At 62.9% G+C, this 18139-nt stretch carries 17 protein-coding genes; 6 read left to right on the top strand and 11 right to left on the bottom strand.

Translation table 11 applies throughout. The features are described 5' to 3' along the window. Window positions 1–2: 2 nt before the first annotated feature. The 8 genes from J5M73_RS06440 to J5M73_RS06405 all read right to left on the bottom strand — a co-directional run bounded on the left by J5M73_RS06440 (window position 3) and on the right by J5M73_RS06405 (window position 11524). Window positions 3–524: a penicillin-binding protein activator LpoB gene (locus J5M73_RS06440; protein WP_102865063.1), complete on the bottom strand. Its 522-nt coding sequence runs from the start codon at window positions 522–524 to the stop codon at window positions 3–5. A gap of 28 nt (window positions 525–552) precedes the next feature. After that, on the bottom strand, window positions 553–4140 hold the full coding sequence (locus J5M73_RS06435; RefSeq protein ID WP_207815135.1) for a tetratricopeptide repeat protein: 3588 nt from the start codon (window positions 4138–4140) through the stop codon (window positions 553–555). Continuing rightward, window positions 4118–6928, bottom strand: coding sequence for a bifunctional glycoside hydrolase 114/ polysaccharide deacetylase family protein (locus tag J5M73_RS06430; RefSeq protein WP_207815133.1), 2811 nt, complete (start codon window positions 6926–6928; stop codon window positions 4118–4120). Before J5M73_RS06430 ends, J5M73_RS06435 begins: the two co-directional genes overlap by 23 nt. Before the next feature lie 80 nt (window positions 6929–7008). After that, on the bottom strand, window positions 7009–7941 hold the full coding sequence (locus J5M73_RS06425) for an NAD-dependent epimerase/dehydratase family protein (RefSeq protein WP_102865066.1): 933 nt from the start codon (window positions 7939–7941) through the stop codon (window positions 7009–7011). A 354-nt stretch (window positions 7942–8295) separates the two neighbouring features. Further along, window positions 8296–9339: a HAMP domain-containing sensor histidine kinase gene (locus J5M73_RS06420; protein ID WP_102865067.1), complete on the bottom strand. Its 1044-nt coding sequence runs from the start codon at window positions 9337–9339 to the stop codon at window positions 8296–8298. A gap of 10 nt (window positions 9340–9349) precedes the next feature. After that, complete coding sequence (locus J5M73_RS06415; RefSeq protein ID WP_207167898.1) at window positions 9350–10810, bottom strand: ATPase domain-containing protein; 1461 nt, start codon at window positions 10808–10810, stop codon at window positions 9350–9352. After that, complete coding sequence (locus J5M73_RS06410; protein ID WP_240321997.1) at window positions 10807–11241, bottom strand: hypothetical protein; 435 nt, start codon at window positions 11239–11241, stop codon at window positions 10807–10809. Before J5M73_RS06410 ends, J5M73_RS06415 begins: the two co-directional genes overlap by 4 nt. Before the next feature lie 82 nt (window positions 11242–11323). Further along, the gene (locus J5M73_RS06405; protein ID WP_102865069.1) at window positions 11324–11524 is read right to left on the bottom strand and encodes a hypothetical protein; all 201 of its coding nucleotides are present in this window, start codon (window positions 11522–11524) and stop codon (window positions 11324–11326) included. A 512-nt stretch (window positions 11525–12036) separates the two neighbouring features. Between J5M73_RS06405 and gltS the strand changes: the two genes are divergently transcribed. Continuing rightward, window positions 12037–13248 carry a sodium/glutamate symporter gene (gltS, locus tag J5M73_RS06400; protein WP_102865070.1) on the top strand — a complete coding sequence of 404 codons (1212 nt, stop codon included), beginning with the start codon at window positions 12037–12039 and terminating at the stop codon, window positions 13246–13248. Between the two features lie 97 nt (window positions 13249–13345). On the opposite strand, the gene J5M73_RS06395 is transcribed toward gltS, so the two are convergent. Then, window positions 13346–13489 (bottom strand): hypothetical protein, encoded by a 144-nt coding sequence (locus J5M73_RS06395; RefSeq protein WP_162884047.1) that lies wholly within the window; start codon window positions 13487–13489, stop codon window positions 13346–13348. Between the two features lie 177 nt (window positions 13490–13666). On the opposite strand from J5M73_RS06395, the gene J5M73_RS06390 reads away from it, so the two are divergent. Genes J5M73_RS06390 through J5M73_RS06380 form a run of 3 tightly spaced genes read left to right on the top strand, consistent with a single transcriptional unit; the run spans window position 13667 to window position 16058 of the window. Next, entirely contained in the window at window positions 13667–14377 is a 711-nt protein-coding gene (locus tag J5M73_RS06390) for an SDR family oxidoreductase (RefSeq protein ID WP_102865071.1), read from the top strand. Next, window positions 14371–15918 carry a cryptochrome/photolyase family protein gene (locus J5M73_RS06385; RefSeq protein ID WP_115580013.1) on the top strand — a complete coding sequence of 516 codons (1548 nt, stop codon included), beginning with the start codon at window positions 14371–14373 and terminating at the stop codon, window positions 15916–15918. The genes J5M73_RS06390 and J5M73_RS06385 overlap by 7 nt, the downstream gene beginning before the upstream one ends. Continuing rightward, a complete protein-coding gene (locus tag J5M73_RS06380; protein ID WP_082729243.1) occupies window positions 15915–16058 on the top strand; it encodes a DUF2256 domain-containing protein in 144 nt (47 codons plus the stop codon). Before J5M73_RS06385 ends, J5M73_RS06380 begins: the two co-directional genes overlap by 4 nt. Before the next feature lie 12 nt (window positions 16059–16070). On the opposite strand, the gene J5M73_RS06375 is transcribed toward J5M73_RS06380, so the two are convergent. Further along, a complete protein-coding gene (locus J5M73_RS06375) occupies window positions 16071–16412 on the bottom strand; it encodes a hypothetical protein (protein WP_207815132.1) in 342 nt (113 codons plus the stop codon). A 198-nt stretch (window positions 16413–16610) separates the two neighbouring features. Here J5M73_RS06375 and J5M73_RS06370 point away from each other — a divergent pair, with 198 nt between their 5' ends. Continuing rightward, window positions 16611–16871 carry a hypothetical protein gene (locus J5M73_RS06370; RefSeq protein ID WP_102865074.1) on the top strand — a complete coding sequence of 87 codons (261 nt, stop codon included), beginning with the start codon at window positions 16611–16613 and terminating at the stop codon, window positions 16869–16871. 9 nt (window positions 16872–16880) lie between these two features. Here the strand turns inward: J5M73_RS06370 and J5M73_RS06365 are convergent, their stop codons facing one another. Beyond that, window positions 16881–17324 (bottom strand): nuclear transport factor 2 family protein, encoded by a 444-nt coding sequence (locus tag J5M73_RS06365; protein WP_102865075.1) that lies wholly within the window; start codon window positions 17322–17324, stop codon window positions 16881–16883. 137 nt (window positions 17325–17461) lie between these two features. On the opposite strand from J5M73_RS06365, the gene J5M73_RS06360 reads away from it, so the two are divergent. After that, window positions 17462–18082, top strand: coding sequence for a TetR/AcrR family transcriptional regulator (locus J5M73_RS06360; protein ID WP_207167895.1), 621 nt, complete (start codon window positions 17462–17464; stop codon window positions 18080–18082). Window positions 18083–18139: the final 57 nt, after the last annotated feature.

Raw genomic sequence — 18139 nt, 5'->3', positions numbered from 1 at the left:
AGTCACTCGATCCTGAGGCCACCGACAAGCTTGTCGAGCACCTTCTGCGCTGCGCCAGCCAGGCTTTCACGAGACCAGCCGGCACGGGCGCCACTGTTGCTCCAGAGCACTTTGCCAGTGCCCGCCTCAACCACCCGCAGGCTGATGCCCACCGCCGGCTCGCCATCCAGGCCATTTTTGTACTGCCACTCTTCAACACTGCCGGACACCACATAGTCGAGCTTCTGCTCGCGGGCCCAATCCATGGCACCGGCCAGACGCTCGTTGTCGTCGAGCAAGGCCTGCTCGCCCTGCCCCGGCGCGCCGCTGTAGACCTGGGGTTGCAGGCCGCGGCTGCTCAGCACGCTGAGCAGAATCTGCTCACTGCGCTCCCCGGCCTGGGGCGTCTGGGAATAGTTGACCAGCGGCAACACGCCCCAGCGCGCACTCTTGGACAGTTCAGGGCTGTCTTGACCGGTAAAGCTGGTGCAGCCGGCCATCAGCAAAGCGGCCATCGCCAGACTCACGCAACGAATGGATTGCATAAGGTTCACTCCTCTTTGAATTCCATGATCAGCGTCCGAAACGCACGCTGTAGCTGACACCTGCGGTGCCACCGGACTGGCCAGTTCCGCCTTGTGGCGCCGACTGGTAGCCGAAGGTCACTGCCAATTCGTCATCCCCTATGACCTCGGTGCCGATACCGGTACTGATGGCGTAGTTGATGGTGTTGTCGGTCCACTGCCAGCCGGAGCTGACGTCCACCAGCCAGGTGTATTGCCCGCGCGTGCGGTTCAATGCTCCCGGGAAGCCACGCCGCCACGAACTGCCGAAGAACAGTTGGCCGTAGTGTTTCTGCAGCAGGGTCTGGCTGTTGATCTGGTCCGGATTGTCGAGTTCGGCCCCGATCAGGTCGATGCCCCCGCCCAGGGTATTGGCCAGGTTGGGCAGCGAACGGTTGTTCAGGCTGTTTTGCTGGTAGTCGATACCGCTGCGCAATTGCCAGTTCGGCCCTTCGAACTGCAGGGTGTGGTCGAACTCGATCTTCAACGCCTGACCATTGCCCAGGTCATCGCCGCCGCGGGTCGAGAACCAGCGCTGGGCCAGGCTCCAGGACAACTGGTCACGGGCCGAATAGCGATGCCGCCCACCGACCCAGACATCATTCTGCCGGCCGAAGGTGCGCATGTAGCCGCTGTCCTCGTTCTTGCGATGCCAATCGGCGCCGACGTCCAGTTCGTTGCCGCTGTCCACCTGCCAGGTGCGGCTGGCGCCCAGGCCGTTGCGGTCATCGTCCTTGCGCAGGCTGCTGTCGAAGATCAGCTTGTAGTTGCCGTTCTCCAACTGCCGCTGCAAGGTCAATTCGGTGTTGGTCTCGTTGCCCAGGCGCGATGGGTCGAGGACATCGCCGCTGTATCGACCCTGCTCCAGTACCAGCTTGGCGTACCAGTTGTCGTTCAGGTAACGCGCCGCGGTGAGGCGCGGGCCGTTGAACACCAGTCCGCCGTAGTCCTGGCGATCCCAGGCGATCTGCACCCCCTGGGGGGTGCGCTCGGTCAACTCGATGGCCTGGCGCCGCAATTGCTCACGGAGCGACGCAGACTGGTCCTCGCCGAGCGCCGACAGGTCCACGGCCAGCGCTTCGCCACTGCGCCCCAGGCTGTTGAGGGCCTCGACCCGTTGCGCCGGGTCCAGGTCGTCGCTGGCCACCAGGCGTTCCAGGGCCTGGCGGTTGTTGCCGCGCAGGGCTTCCTGGATCTGTTCGTAGCGATTGACCTTGAGGCCACGGGCGCGGGCCCAGGCCAGCCAGTCATCTTTCTGCGCCGACTGATTGATCTCATCCAGGCGGGCCAGCATCTGCTCGAACCACAACTGCAGCATCGGCTTGGAGCCGTCCTGCCATTGCATCGCCTTGTTCAGCGCCTTGCGCGACGAGTAGCTGCTGGCCACCAGGCGCAGCCAGGTCGCATAGCCCTGAGGCGTGGCGCGGATCTGCTCAGGCGTCACTTCACGGTTGAGCTTGAGCCGCAGGCGCTGGGCCGAGTCGGCATAACCCGCGCCTTCCAGGGCGTCGGCGTAGGCCGCCTGGACCATCCAGTCCTGAGGGTTGCTCCGCAGGTACAGGCGGTACCAGGCCAGGGCCTCGGTATTGCGCCCGAGCAACTGACTGGCAGCGGCAAACGGCAACCACAGGGTGCTGTCACCGCGGGCCAGGGAGCGCCATTGCTGCAACAGCGGCTTGAGCTCGCCGGTGCGGCCCAGGTCGACATACAGCCACATCAGGCGCTCGCGGAAGGTGTTGTCATCCGGGAAGCGGCTCAAGCCCAGGCGATACAGGCGCAGGGCCTCGTCGGTACGGCCTTGTTGCACCGCCAGCGCACCGCGGGCAGCCAGGACCTGGGAGCGGTCGGAGGCATCCGGGTACTGGTCGGCTTCCTTGAGCAGGTCGACCACCAGTGGCCAGTCCTGAAGCTCCTGGGCCAGTTGCAGGGCCGCAATCAGGCGTTGCGGATTGTGCTCACGGCGCCAACTGTCAACGGTCAACTGCAAGGCCTTGCGCGGATCGCGGACGCGATAGAGGGCAATCAACTCACTCTCGTCGCCACTATTGAGCGAGCCCTTGATGGCCAGCATCTTCTCCAGTGCCAGCTGCAGTTCATCGTCCAACTCCAGGTCCCACGCCAGTGCGGCACGGGACTGCCAGTAGTTGAAGTCATCGATCTTGTTGCCGTCGACTGCGGTGATCACCTTCCAGGCCGACGGGCTGTCAAACAGCTTGAGGTGGTTGTTGGCCCAGTCCACCCGCTCGGTGCTGGTCAACGGATAAAGGCCGGCGAAACGCTTCCAGACCGCCAGCCGCTGCGGGTACTGCGCGGTGTTTTCCAGGTTCTGCAACAGGCGGACCCAGGCCAGACGATGTTTCGGGTATTTGCCGACATAGCGGCGCAGCCACTGTTCCGCCTGCTCGGGCGTGCCCCTGGACTCTTCGGCGTACACCAGGGCATCGAGTTCGACATCGCTCAAGGCCCGGGTGTTCATGATCCCCGCCAACAGTGGAATGCCCCGGTCGAAATCGTAGGTCTGCATCGCCAGGCGCCAGGTGTGCTCGAACTCGGCCGGGTTGTTGCGCAGCTTGCTCAGGCTGATCCAGTAGCCCAGCGCCGAGGCCGAATCGCCCTGCCATTCGGCAAGATGAGCCATCTGCTCCAGCAGCAGCGGATCATCCGGATGCAGCTGGAGCAACTGCGTGCCCACGGCATGGGCACCTTCGAGGTCACCGAAGGCCAGGCGCTGCTTGAATTCCTTGGCCAGCACTTCCGGGCTGTCGGGTTGCAACTTGCGCCAGGCACTGAAGAACTGCTCGGCCAGGTCCCTGCGGTTGTGCGCCACCGCCACGTCGACGCCCTGATCCAGCAGCGCCGCATCCAGCGCCTCCGGCTGGGTGGCCAGCTCCCGGGCCAGCAGCTCGGCGGCCTGATCGCCACGATCCGCTGCCACCAGGCTCTTGAAGGCTTTCTCCAGGAACTGGCGACGCGCTTGCGGCGTCTGGCTGGCATCGAGCAGTTGCACATAGAGATCGGCGGCGCGTCCGGGTTGCTCGCTGGCCTGGTACCACTTGGCCGCCTCGGGCAGCCATTGATCGCGCTGCTTGGGATCGCGACGGGCCAGTTCGGTATAGACATCCGCCGCCAGTCCCGGGGCCTGGGCACTCAAGGCCAGCGTGGCCAGGCGCTCGAGCTGCGGGCTGGGCAGTGTCTTGTAGTCAAAGGCCTTGAAGCGCTCGGCCAGGGCCTGCAACGCGGCGCTGTCGGTGCTGTTGTTCAGCGCCAGGGCATCGAGTTGCAAGCGGTAGTAGGCCTTCAATGCCGGATCGGGCTGTGGCCACTGCGCCAGGTGCTTTTCCGCCCTCGGGTAGTCGCCCAGCTGGATCAGCAGGTCGAGCAACTGGGTGCGCAACTCGTTGTTGTCCGGGTGGGCCGCCAGCAGGACTTCGGCATAGCTGGCGGACACTTCGTCCGGTTGGCCGCCCTTGGGACGGAACGCATCTTCGTTGCGATAGGTCGCCCACAGCAGCACGCCGACGACAATCGCCACCACCAGCAATGCCCAGGGATTGAGCAGCCGCGCGCGTGGGGCCTTAGTTGCAGAAGAGTTGGGCATCACTCACCTGCTTCATGGGAAGTTGGAAATGCCACAGGCCCTGCTCGGACTTGCCGGCATAGCGTTGGCCCTGGACCTCGACCCGGCAGGGGCTGGCCGAACGCACCGAGAACTCCAGGTTGAATTGACCGGCAAATGAGAATGTCACCTGTCGGTCGCTCACATAACGCCAGTCCCGCAGGGGAATGTTCGCCAGCTCCAGAGCCGGACGTGGATCACGCTCAGGCCGCAGGGCCAGCAGCGCATGATCGCGGCTCAAGGCCACATAACGCCCCTGAGGCAGATCGCGGACCCCCGCTACGCCCTGGGAACGGCCGAGGTCCGGCCAGCCCAGCGCCGGGTCCAGGCGCAGGGTGCGCAAGCCATCCATGCCGCGAACCTGCCAGTCACCATTGGGCGTACGGGCCAGGCTGGCCTGGTACAGGCCATGGATCCGATCCAGGTAGTCGCTCATCCACAAGGACATCGGCTGCTGGCCACGCATGAACTGATAGATGTCGGTCATGGCCTTGATCGATGCCTGCTTGGTCCCCGAATAGAAGTGGTAGTACAGGTGAATGCCCCGCAGGCGCCGTGGGCTGTCGGTCAGTTCGAAGGTGTCGATCACGTCGCGAAAGCCGTAATACGGGCCTTTCCAGAGGTTGGTGTACATGTTCTCGTTGATCACCGGCGCGTAGTACTGCAAGCCGCCTTCGGTGGGACGCAGCAAGGGGTACAGGCCGGTCAGCGAGGGATTGGCCTTGGTCAGGATGGTCTGCCCGCCGTTGACGTTTTTCAGTCCGGCGTCGTAGGCCAGCTTGATGGTCTCGGCGCTGGGCAGCGCGTCCCCCGGCCAGAAGAGCAGCTTTACCGGCTTCTGCGCGGTGGTCAGGCGGCTATTGATGTAGTCCCGCGAGCCGAGGATCTCGCGCTTGTAATCCAGGTTCTTGTACCCCGGGATATTCAGGCGCAGGCCGTATTCAGCGCTGAAGTCCTCGTCCTTCTTGGCCTTCTCCGGCTGCAGGTAGAACGGGTGACTGTAGGTGTGGGTGGCCACTTCGACCTTGGGGTCGGCAAAGATCTCCTGGGCGATCGGCTCCAGTTCCCTGGCCAGAAACGGCGACATGCCCTTGGGCCCGATCTCCCCTTCGATGATCGACACCGAGGTCAGGTACGGGTTGGGACGAATGTAGTCATCCAGCACCTGGCGCCCGGAATACGGGGTGCCGCGCACTTCGGCGCGGGAGGGAAAGCCGTCGCCGTCGATATGCACGGTGGCGATCCGCCGGCCGTTCTCGGTGGTGGTGTCCGGGCGTGGTTGCGCCGGCAGACGCAGGGCTTTCTGGATAAAGGCGAAGGGGTCGAGAATCCAGCGGCTGCGCTCGATATTGGACTCCACCACATAAGGCGCCAAGGCCATGCCGCCCCAGGCGCCGATGGCCACGGGGGCGTACTTGCCTCCCTTGTCATCGCCCAGCAACAGTGCCGGTTTCGGCCCGTCGGGCAGCAGTGTCACCCGGGTCAGTTCACGGGAACGGGCCACGACCGGCGCTTCGAAGCCACCGATCAGCGTCTTGTCCTGGCTCAGCACCTGCAGTGCCCCGCGAGCCCCCGGCGCTGCGAGGTTCAGCCCCAGGCGCTTGAGCAGTGCGCGATCTTCGATGGGCAGCCCGGCCATGATGGCCAACGGCACCTGTTCGTCCAAGCGTTGGCCAATCCAGCTGTTAAAGGCACGACTGTCCTGGGGCGGGCCGCTGGTCATCCACAGCACCACCCCGGCATAGAGGCCGGCGAAGTTGTAGGACGGCAGGCTGTCATCGGCGGGCAGGTAGTCGACCCGATAGCCCAGATATTCCAGCAGGCCGCCCAGCATCCGGTGCCCGGCGTGGTCGTAGAGTTCACCTTCACGCGGGTCATAGAGCATGGCGATGCGCCGCGGCTGTACTTCCACGGTGCTCATGCTGATGGCATTCAGGTCCGGGGTGGTGACCACCGGGATAAAGCCTTCCTGACTCAATTGGCGCACCAGCTTGCGCGCCTCTTCACGACGGTTGGACGGCAAGTAGTCAATGGCCACCAGTGGAATGTTTTTTGCCCGCAGTGGTTTGAGTTCGCCTTCGAGCCAGTTGCGATCGGACTCGGACACCGGACGATAACGCTTGGTCGAGGCATCCCAGCCGGCATGGATCGATTCGACCGCCACGGCCGAGGCGACGCCGTCGAGTTCGCCCAAGACCTCGAACCCCCGGTTGAAGAACAGTTTGAGGTTCGGCAGGCGGCTGTGCAGTTCCCGCAGGAACGACGCCAGGGCCTGGCGTTGCGGTTCGCGATCGGCTTCGGGAAGCAACTGGAAGCTGTCCAGGGTATCGAGGAACAGACCGGCATAACCCTGGTCCTGCAAGGCCTTGGCACGCTTGAACAGGTGTTCGCGCCAGGCCGGGGTGGCGATGTCCATCACCTGGCTGTTCCACGCCTTGTTGCGGATGGCGCTGGCTCCGTGGCTCAGGGCTTCCTTGTCCAGTGCGGCGCGATCGCCATCGAACTCGCCCACCGACAGGTAGGCGAACGGCTGGCTGCCCAGCTTGCGCAAGGTAGCGACATCCCCTGGGGCCATATGACCGGGCTCGACCACCGCCCACTCGAACTGCGCCAGCTCCGGCAGCGGCGGTTGCTCGGCGTACCAGAAACCGACGCTGGCGGGAGCCACCGGGGCGGCTTGCACCAGCGAATGGCCGGCACATAAAGCTAATGCAGTAAACAGACGCCGAACCACTGTGCAGACACTCCCCCGGCGAAACTCCATGTCCATCACTCACTCTTCAAATAGATCAATCCGCACAACAGCAAACGTTCAAGTCCCCGGAAACGGGTCTGTGCAAGCCCGCAAAGCTAAAGACTGCGGTACAGCCTAGCCAAGCCTTCGGTCAGGCTGGTGGGCGTGCCCAGGTCGAAGCGCTCCAACAAACGCCGGTTGTCAGCCTTGGAATGGCGGATATCGCCAGAACGGGCCGCCCCATGGCTGACGTTCAGAGGTTGGCCGCTGATCTGTTCCAGGGCGGCAATCAGGTCATTGAGGGTGGTCACGCCGCTGAGGCCGACGTTGGTGGCATCGGCTGCAGGTGCCGGGTGTTCAAGGCCCTGGACCAGGATCTTCACCAAGTCCTCAACATAGACAAAGTCGCGGGTTTGGCCACCATCACCGAACACGGTGATGGGGCGTGCGCTCTTGGCCCGTTCGCTGAAGATGCTGATTACGCCGGAGTACGGCGACGATGGGTCCTGGCGCGGCCCGAAGATATTGAAGAAGCGCAGGATGACCGGCTCCAGGCCATGCTGGCGGCGGTAGAAATCCAGGTAGTACTCGCTGGCGAGCTTGTCCGCCGCATAGGGCGTGAGGGGAGACTTGGGCGTGTCTTCGTTGATCGGGGTGCCCTCCCCGTTATTGCCATAGACCGCAGCACTGGACGCAAACACCACTCGACGGATGCCGGCGGCGACCATGGCCTCGCACACCCGCAGCGTGCCGATGAAGTTGCTCTGGTGGGTGCGCACCGGGTCCTCGACCGAGGCCTGGACCGAAGCGACAGCCGCCAAGTGCACCACCGCGCCGCAGCCGTGCATGGCTTCTGCCAGGGCCGCGGCATCGGCCACATCCCCCACTACAAGTTGCAGTTGCGGATTGTCCATCGGCAGATTGCTGACCTTGCCGGTCGAAAGGTCATCCAGAACCCGGACCCCATAGCCTTTGGCCAACAGCGCATCAACCAGGTGAGAACCGATGAAGCCTGCGCCCCCTGTCACCAGTATCCGTTCAGTAGACATAGATCATCCCGAAGAAAAATATCGCAGCTGCGCCGTTTGAAACTAGCACACCCACTGAATACGCCATGGCTATTAGCCCCTATGGCCAATATTTCCCTGGTTACTCACGCTTATTCAAAGGCTGAAACGCGTTTCTGGAAGAACTCCCGAAACCATGACGTTAAAAAACATCAACAAAATCAAGCGTTCAGCGGCCGGATACTGGGATAAAAAGACTGTTGCGTCAATATTGCGTCGATCTATTATTTTTTCATCTACAGAGCTAAACAGAGGCCAATATATTGACGATTTAGCGTTTCAAGGCTCTGGATCAAGGCTGTCAGCCTTGACAGTGATGGCATCAGGCGATCACCGCTACGGGTTGGGGGTGGAAATTAAATCGCTCACCAGGGGCAGAATCACGACGAAGCGACTGCCTTTGCCGCTGCCTTCGCTCATGCCTTGCACTGTTCCGCCATGGGCTTCCACCAGTTCGCGCACCACCGTCAGGCCGATGCCCAGCCCGGCGCCATTGAAGCCGATAGCATGGGCGTCCTGAATGAAGGGTTCGAAGATAAACGGCAGGGCTTTGGCAGAAATGCCAATACCGTTATCGCAAACCGTCAGTTGCACGGCATCGCCCCGGGTGCTGACCGAAAGCGTCACCTGCCCCTCTGCGGGGGTGTATTTGGCCGCATTGCCCAGCAGGTTGCCGAGAATCTGCTTGAGACGCACCGGGTCGCCTTCGACCGGCAATGGGTCATCCGGTCGCTGGGCACTGAAGTGCAGATGCCGGGCCTTCATCAAGGGTCTGCAGGTCTCGATGGCGTCATCGACAATCTGCCTCAAGTCCAGCACCTGGCGATCCAGATGCAGCTTGCCGGTGCTGACCCGAGAGACATCCAGCAGATCATCCACAAGTCGCGACATATGCTGCACCTGACCTTCGATCAGTGCCTGCATTCGTGGCAGCTCTTCACTGGGGACCCGGGCCAGGCGGCCGGCAATCATGCTGATGGGCGTCAGTGGGTGGCGCAGTTCATGGGCCACCAGCACCAGGATGTGCCGCTGTTGCTCCAGCAGTTGCTCGGCGGTGGCCTGCAGGTGTTGCGCGCTGAGCGCTGCAATCACCAACTGCTCATTGGCTTCGCGCATCTCCAGGCTCAACGGCTGCTCCTGCTGGATGCGCAGGGCTTCCTGCGCGCTGGACTGCGCCAGTAGGATGGCCTGTACCAGTTGCTGATTGGCCTCGATCAGTTGCTCGATGTACTGGCTATCGCCGACCCGGGTGCTGGCTTCGCCCAGTTCTTTTTGCAACGACGCCAGAACTGCGCGCGCCTGGACGATTTTCTGGCCGAGGAGCAACAGTTCACGAGCCGCCGTGGCGGCCTGGTCGGTCTTGCCATTGACCTCGTTCATCGTTTTCTACTCACACCTCGCCTTTGTCCACGTGCTGCCGAGTGGGACGACCGCCGAGCAGGCCTTCCTGATCAGGCAGCATTTCGCCGATCTGCAAGCCGTCATCATCGATGTGGTACAGGCGCAGCTCATCGGAATGAGCGCTGGCCCGCACCTTGACCACCGCCATGATGCGCTGCAAACGGCTTTGCACTTCGATGTAGCGCTGGACGATGATGGCATCGGTGAGAAACGCTGTACCGTAGGGACTGAAGCGCAGGTCGGTGTAGCGATCTTCCAACTCCGAGGTCAGCAGCACGGTAATGCCGGCACTGGTCAGCGCGCTGACCATCCGCGCCAGAGATTCGCGAAAATCCTCGCGAAACGTCGGCGCCACGGCCAGCTCGAAGCCGGACAGAGAATCCACCACCACTCGGGTCGCCTTGATCCGGGTGATTTCGGTCAACAGCAGATGGACTATTTCATCAATCGACAAATCAGCGGCCCGGCTGTCCACCAGGCCAACCTGGCCACTGTGGATCAGGGCGGCCAGGGTGGGGTTCTGCGAATGGTTGGGTCGTTGCTCGAACACCGCAATCACGCCGGTTTCACCGTTGCGCGCGCCTTCGGCGAGGAAGGTCGCCGCCAGAATGCTCTTGCCCGAGCCCGACGGTCCGGCCACCAGCAGCGAATACCCCTGCGGCAGGCCGCCACCGAGCATGTCGTCAAGACGCGCAACGCCCATCTTCAGGCGCTTGATGGGGAACTCCAGTGGCGTTTCAACGGTGCCGATGGCCGCCGGTGCAAAGACCCGGACTCCCGAAGTGGCGATGCGAAAAGTGTGCAGTCCTGGCAGCGTCGGCTGGCCGCGCATCTTCATGATTTCCATCTTGCGCACCATGGAGTTGCGCTGAACGCTCTGACGCAACCAGATCAAGCCGTCGGCAACGGTGAACACCGGGTTGGTGTCGGTTTCATTGAAGTATTCACCGATGAGGAAGGTGGTCGCCTGCCATGTGGTCATCAACATGCCCAACTGCTGGACGAACAGCGGCAGGTTGTTGTTGGGGTTGTCCCGGGTCTGGCTTGCCAGCACCACCGAACGGAAGGAATCGACGAACACCAACCCCGGCGAGTGAGCCTGGACCTCACTGACGATGCGCCGCAGTACCTCATCCAGGTCGCCGGCCTGGGTGTCGTCGGCCAGGTTGATGTAGTGAATCGACTGGTTGATCGCTGCGCTATCGAAAAAGTCGAACTGTTGCTGATAGCGGAGCATCTTCAACGGCGGCTCCCCGAGCACCGTAAAGAACAGCGCCGGACGCTGCGGCGTCGCCAGGGCGAACATCATCTGGTGAGCCAGGGTGGTCTTGCCGCAGCCCGGCGGGCCGGCGATCAGATTGAACGAAAACTCCGGCAATCCTCCGCCCAGCACCTCGTCCAGTCCTGGCACGCCAGTGGCCAAGCGATTGATCGTGACTTTGCTGCTCATGGCGCATGTTCCTGCGAAGGGGGATCGCTCAAGAAAGGCTCCCACACGCCACTCAGCAAGCGTGCAGTGAGCGAGGGACCAATCAGCGTGGTCAGCAGTTCATAGAAGGTGGTGAGCATCACTTCACCGAAAAACAGGGCCTCGGCCGGGCTTTGCTCTATGAGTACCGACTTGAGGGCCGTCAGGTTCAATTCGGCCTGTAGCCCGTCATAGAGGCCGGCCAGGCGCGGTTGCGCCGAGATGCACAGATGAAGGCTGCGGCAGTAAAGAGCGGCAACTCCCTGCTCACCGATAATCGGCGTAAGGGCGAGGCTCATGCGCTGCAAGGTTGAGACAATCGCCTGAGCGATGCTTGCAACGTCAGCCTCCGGGCCAACACTTCGCGCCAGAGAAGCTACGAACTGGCGGCTCTCTTCGCTTAGCGTGGACATGGCTGGCTGATAGTGAGTGAGAAGAATTCCATGGTACACCCTATAGCCGCGTATAGAAGCGCTATTGCATGCGGCCCTGTCCCTACAAAGAGGGCTCCGGGGCCTGGCTGCTGAGAAACAGCGTCCAGGCCTCAAAAGCCTGTTGATGCCTGCGGGTTGCGTTCTCCCACTCCGGCCCGCAGGTCTGTCGTGCGGAAACCAGCATCATCATGCTCGTCGTTGCAGCATCCAGCTCAAGTAGCAGCTTGTACGCCTCAAGCCGGAAATCATCGACGGACTTCATGGTTTGTCCCTGGTGGCGACACGTCTGGACGAAGAAATCTTGTTCCTTCTGCCGTGGAGTGCCTGCAAAACCAGTAGTTCAAATCGATCCTGCTCGGGAATGCGCCCTCGCCTGATCTCGCCCCTGATCAGACATTTCTTAAAAAACCGCTTTCCACGCACGCCGGGGCCTCTGTTAATCCGCTCTTAACGCCAGCGCAATGCAATCAGCCCGCCATTGCGGGCGCAAAGTGCAGGCGTGAATCAATGGCTTGAAAACCTCCCACGCAGAACACCGGACCGACTACCGGCCGCGGCGCGACCACTCAATGCGCCTGCCGCTGCGTGCAACAGCCTTATCCAACGGCCCGACTTGATTGATCGGCGCCAGGCAATGTGCGTGGCTATCCGTGCAGGTCGCAAGCCAGTAACCGCCGTCCAGCCCGCAATCAATCAGGTTGAGGCCTCTCAACCCTAGCCGCTGGCGCGACTGGCTGACAGTGCGTCCAGAAACCCAGACTGAGGAGTGTGCGAATGGTCCAACTGGACTTCTATGGAACCCTGGTGGCCGCATCGTTGGTGCTGTTACTGGGGCGTGGCCTTGTCACCCGAGTCGGTTTCTTGCGTGCCTACAATATTCCCGAACCTGTGGCCGGAGGCTTGGTGGTGGCCTTGCTGCTTCTGCTGCTGCGGGGTATGGGGGACATGGAAGTCAGCATTGATACCTCGCTCCAGGCGCCCTTGATGCTGGCCTTCTTTGCCACCATTGGCCTGAGCGCAGACTTTGCCAGCCTGAAAAAAGGTGGGCGCAACCTGACGGTATTCCTGCTGCTGGTGACCGGTTTTCTGCTGGTACAGAACGCCATGGGCATCGGTCTGGCCAAGGCGCTGGGGCTTGATCCCTTGATGGGGCTGTTGACCGGCTCTGTGACACTGTCCGGCGGTCACGGCACGGGTGGAGCCTGGGGCGCAGTGTTCAAGGAGCAATATGGCCTGGCCTCGGCCCCCGAAATCGCCATGGCCTCGGCCACCTTCGGCCTGGTGCTGGGGGGCTTGATCGGCGGTCCGGTCGCCCGCCTGCTGGTCAAGCGGGTGCAAACCCCTGGGGCCGTACAAGGCGAACCGCGCTTGCCCAGAGGCTATGAGCAGCCCTACAAGGAGCGGCAGATCACCGCGCTGAGTTTCATCGAGACCCTGGCCCTGGTTGCCATCAGCCTCCAGGCCGGGAGTTTTCTCAGCGGCTTGATCCAGGGCACGGCGCTGGAACTGCCGACCTTCGTCTGCGTGCTGTTCGTCGGGGTGGTATTGCGCAATGGCCTGTCGGCGCTGGGCTGGCATCAGGTCTTCGATCAGGAAGTGTCGCTGCTGGGCAACGTGAGCCTCTCGCTGTTCCTGGCGATTGCCTTGATGTCGCTGCGGCTGTGGGATCTGGCCAGCCTGGCCCTGCCCATCCTGATTCTGCTGGCCGTGCAGACCCTGGTGATGGCGCTGTTTGCGATCTTCGTCACCTTCCGCGTCATGGGCCGCAACTATGACGCTGCGGTCCTGGCTGCCGGCCATTGCGGTTTCGGGCTAGGCGCGACGCCGACGGCCATTGCCAATATGCAGGCGGTGACCCAGCGCTACGGGCCATCGCCGATGGCATTCCTGGTGGTGCCGATGGTGGGGGCATTTTTTATCGACATCAGCAACGCCATCGTGATCAAGCTGTACCTGGCGCTGCCTTGGCTGGGGGTTGCTGCTTGATGGAGCGCTCCGCCCGCCGGACTCCTGTGCCGGCGGGCGAATCATGATCAGCACAGCCATAGAGCAAAGCTGTACAGCACAATCGCACACGTACAACCTAATCGAGCGGCTGCTGCTCTTCGCCGCCCAGACAGGCACTGGCCTTGCGCATCGGTCGCCGCACCCTCGGCCAGCGCCGGCGCAGGCAAAGGAACAGCGCCACGACCAATACCAGGCCAAGCATCAAGCAAAAACCCCACATTGCCCTCTCCTTCCATTGCCGAAGCCGGCAGCGGCTTCACCCTGAAGACTTTTTAGCCGCAATCGCTGCAAAAATCCTGTACAAAATCAAATTTTATGTACAACTATTACTCATGGATTTTGACAGTGCGAGCAGGGAGTCAGGCTCGCTGCCACGTCAATCGGTGGGTAAAACACAATGAGCACTACCTTGAACATGCAGTCCCTGGGTGCGGGCTATCGTGCTCTGGTGATTGGCGCCAGCGGCGCGCTGGGCTCGGCCTTTTGCCAGTGGCTCGAAGAGGACCCGCGCTGCGCCGGGGTGCGCGCCCTGTCCCGCGGCACGCTTCCCGCGCTCGACCTTGAACAGCCCGACAGCATTGCCCGGGCCGCCGCCGAATTGGCGGATGAGGCGCCCTACCAGCTGATTGTGCATGCCGCCGGGCTGCTGCATCGCGCCGACATCAAACCGGAAAAAACCTACGCCGCCCTTGAAGACCAGGCGCTCAAGGCCGTGTTCCAGGTCAATGCCGTGGGCCCGGCCCTGGTCCTGCGGCACTTTCTGCCCTTGCTGGCGCCCCAGGGCGCGATGGCGCTGCTGTCGGCCAAGGTCGGCAGCATCAGCGACAACCGCTTGGGCGGCTGGTACGCCTATCGCGCCTCCAAGGCCGCGCTGAACATGCTGGTTAAAACCGCGGCCATCGAACTGGCGCGAACCCGGCCCGGGGCCCGCCTGCTCAGCCTGCATCCCGGCACGGTGGTGTCGCAGCTGTCGCAACCGTTTCGCGGCTCCGCGGCGGCGCGGCCGGCCAGCGTGGCGGCCTGGGAGCTGCTGACGCTGATCGACCGCCTGAGTGCGGCCGACAGCGGCCAGTTCTTTGCCTACGACGGCGAGCGTCTGCCATGGTAAGCGCCGGTACTGGCGGCCGACTGGGGCTGGTGCTGGGCGACCAGTTGTCGTTCGACCTGGAGTTGCTCAAGGTCCTGGACCCGGCCCACGACACACTGCTGATGGCCGAAGTCGACAGCGAAGCGCGGTATGTCCGGCATCATCCACAGAAAATCCTGCTGATCTTCAGCGCCATGCGCCACTTTGCCGAGCGCTTGCGCGAGCAAGGCTGGCGGGTGATTTACGTCAAGCTGGACGACCCTGACAACAGCGGCAGCCTTCCTGGCGAGTTGCGGCGCTGGCAGACGGCCCTCGGCGCGGCTCAACTGCATGTCACCGAGTGCGGAGAATGGCGACTGGAACAGGCCCTGCGCGATGCCGGCCTGCCCCTGACCGTTCATGTGGATCGGCGGTTCCTGTGTTCGCGCGAAGCGTTCCGTGATTGGGCGGCCGGGCGGACGTCGTTGCGCATGGAATATTTCTACCGCGAGATGCGCAGGCAAAGCGGCCTGCTGCTGGAGCCCGACGGGCGCCCCTGCGGTGGCACCTGGAACCTCGATGCCGACAACCGCAAGGCCCTGCCCCGGGGCTTGCGCGGGCCCTTTGCGGCGCGCTTCGGCCACGACGCCATTACCCGCGAGGTACTCCAACTGGTGGGCCAGCGCTTCAGCGATCACTACGGTGACCTGGCGCGCTTCGACTATCCGGTGACCCACGAGCAGGCGCAGGAGCTGTGGCAGCACTTCCTCGACTTTTCCCTGGCCGCGTTCGGCGATTACCAGGACGCCATGGCCGAGGGCGAGCCCTTTCTGTTTCATGCGCGGATCAGCGCCGCGCTGAACATCGGCCTGCTGGATGTGCGCCAGCTCTGCGCCGATGTCGAGCGTGCCTACCGCGAGAACCGGGTGGCACTGAATGCCGCGGAGGGTTTCATCCGCCAACTGATCGGCTGGCGTGAATATGTACGCGGCATCTACTGGCTGCGCATGCCGGAATACGCCGAGCTCAACGGCCTGGGCAATACCCGGGCCCTGCCGGAGTTCTACTGGAGCGGCGCCACCGACATGCGCTGCATGTCCCAGGCCATCGGCCAGACCCTGGAACTGGGTTACGCCCACCATATCCAGCGGCTGATGGTCACCGGCAATTTTGCCCTGCTGGCCGGCATCGCCCCCAAGGCCATCTGCGACTGGTACCTGGCGGTCTACCTGGATGCCTTCGACTGGGTCGAACTGCCCAATACCCTGGGCATGGTGATGCACGCCGACGGCGGCTACCTGGGCTCCAAGCCCTATTGCGCCAGCGGTCGTTATATCCAGCGGATGTCCGACTACTGCGGCGGCTGCCGTTACCGGGTGGACCAGGCCACCGGCAGCGATGCCTGCCCGTTCAATGCCCTGTACTGGCATTTCCTGATGCGCCACCAGGAGCAACTGAGCGCCAATCCGCGCCTGGCGCTGACCTATCGCAACCTGCAGCGCATGGACGCCCCGCGCCGGGACGCCATCTGGCAACGGGGCGAGGAGTTACTGGCGCGCCTGGACGCTGGAGAGGCCCTGTGAAGAAGTCCGAACTGCCGCGCAAGGACTGCGCCGCCTGCGGCCGGCCCTTTACCTGGCGCAAGCGCTGGGCGCGTTGCTGGGATGAGGTGCGCTGGTGTTCCGAACGCTGTCGCCGCAGCGCCCGCGCCAGGCAGCCATGAGCCCTGGGCAGGCTACAGGCAGTCTTGCGCGGCCTTTTCGAAATGGGACGGGGCAAAGCTGGAGGCCAGCAGATGCCGCTCATAGAGGAACACCTTGCCGCCATTGGGGGCCTTGTAGGCTTCCAGTACGTTGTCCGCCACCACCTTGCTGGTGACCACGATCCGGTAGCCGCGCTGCGACTGCGAAACGGTGGCGGTCTGGTCGTTGCTCTGCAGCTTGGGGATCACGCAATCGGCGTACTGGGCGGGTGTTTTGCGGGTCTGCATGACCAGGCTCGGGTCGTTCGGCGCGGAGGCACAGCCGGCCAGCACGAGAACGGCAGAAGTCATGGCAAACAGGGGTAAAAGGCGCATCGGACAAATCCTGGAGTCAAGAACGCGGTACAGGGCGCCACGGGTTGAACCCTGCGGGCGCTATCGAGGGCGGCGATTTTCCACGGTTGACGCGTCCGACAAAATAGCTGTTTTCTGATTGTCACTATCACTTGAACCAATAGTTGCCCTCCGGGCAGACTGCCCGGCAGTCCAACTACAACTAAAAAGGATTCTTGCGTGCGAACTTTTGACCTTATCCGCGATGCCGTCCTGCCCGAATTTCGCGAGCGGGTGGCCGACTACCTGATCGAGTATGAAAGCGTATTGCGTGACGACAGCGCAGAACCGCAGGCATTGCAGGCGGTTGCCTACCAACTGCGCGGCTATTTGCGCGGCCTGAACACCACTCGGGTGCTGGGGATGGCGGACTGGGAAGAGCTGGATCGGCGGGTGGTGGCGACCTGGTTGAGCCCGGCCGCCGGTGAAACCCTCGAATAACCCGGCTTCTCAGGGTGCCGACGGCGCTCCCTTGCTGGCGGCGAGGTAGGCGGACAAACGCTTGCCCATTTCCTCTCCCAGGGCCTGCAGCCCACTCATGGGCCGCACCATGACCTCGAATTCGACAATCTTGCCGCCCTCGTCAAAGCGGATCATGTCGATCCCCTTGACCTGTTTGTCGCCGACCCGGGCACTGAACTCCAGCACCACGCTCAGGCCATCGGCGGTGGCCAGCTCGCGGTGATAGGCAAAATCCTCGAAGACATTGAGCACCGTGCCAAGGATGGTCGCCACGACCTGGGCTCCCGGGTAGGCGGTATGGGCCATGGGCGAACGAAACACCACCTTGGGGTCCAGCAGTCCGGGCAAGCCGTGCAGGTCTTGCCCGGCGACCATGGCGTGCCAGCGTTGCAAGGATACAGCGGCCTGGGGTTGCAGTTTCAGTTCTGACATAGGGGGCTTCCTTAAGCGGTCTTGTTGTTGTGGCGCCAAGGCTACGAGCCAATCTTAGCGCCGTCAAGATTATGGCTCATGATAAGATTTCGGCGTTTTTTTGCCTTTCCGTCGACGCCATTCGGGGCCTTCCAAACATGACCAAGCACTCCTCGCGCTCACGGGATTCCTACCACGTGGGCAATCTGGCACCGCAACTGCTCGATGCGGCCCGGGACATGCTTGAGGAAGTCGGCCCGACCAAGCTGTCGCTGCGCGCTGTGTCCGAACGGGTCGGGGTCAGTGCCACGGCGGCCTATCACCATTACGCCAATCGCGCGGAGCTCATTGGCCACTTGGCCGCTCAAGGCTTTCACGAATTGGCCCAGGTGTTGCCCCGGGACAGTACCCAGAGCGGTCAGCACAAGTTGCGCGATGCCTGCCTGGCCTACTTCAGTTTCGCCCGCGCCAACCCGGCGCTGTACCAACTGATGTTCGGCCCCGAGTTCGCCACTGGCGAGATGCCGCCCCTCTTACTCGATGCCCGCAGCCAAGCCTTTGGCGAGCTACGACGGATCATTGCCGAGATCCTCGAACTGGACATCGAACAACCCGAGGTCCGTCGGGCCGCCCTCGCCGGCTGGTCCTATACCCACGGCCTGGCGTCGCTGGTGATCCATGGCGTCCTGCACTTTCCCGCCGGCACCTCCGACCAGCGCTTCGTCGACAACACCCTGCAAGGCTTCCTGCAACTGTTCCAGGCCGGTAGCCGGGAATGAAGTTCGCTGACGACAAGCTCAGTGTCATGCTCAAAAGCGCTCCCGCAGCCGACGCGC

This window comes from Pseudomonas sp. 50_B (assembly GCF_017491625.1).
Classification (GTDB): Bacteria; Pseudomonadota; Gammaproteobacteria; order Pseudomonadales; family Pseudomonadaceae; genus Aquipseudomonas; species Aquipseudomonas danubii.
The sequence above is the reverse complement of the archived record's forward strand: the minus strand, read 5'-3'. Positions and strand labels throughout refer to the sequence as shown.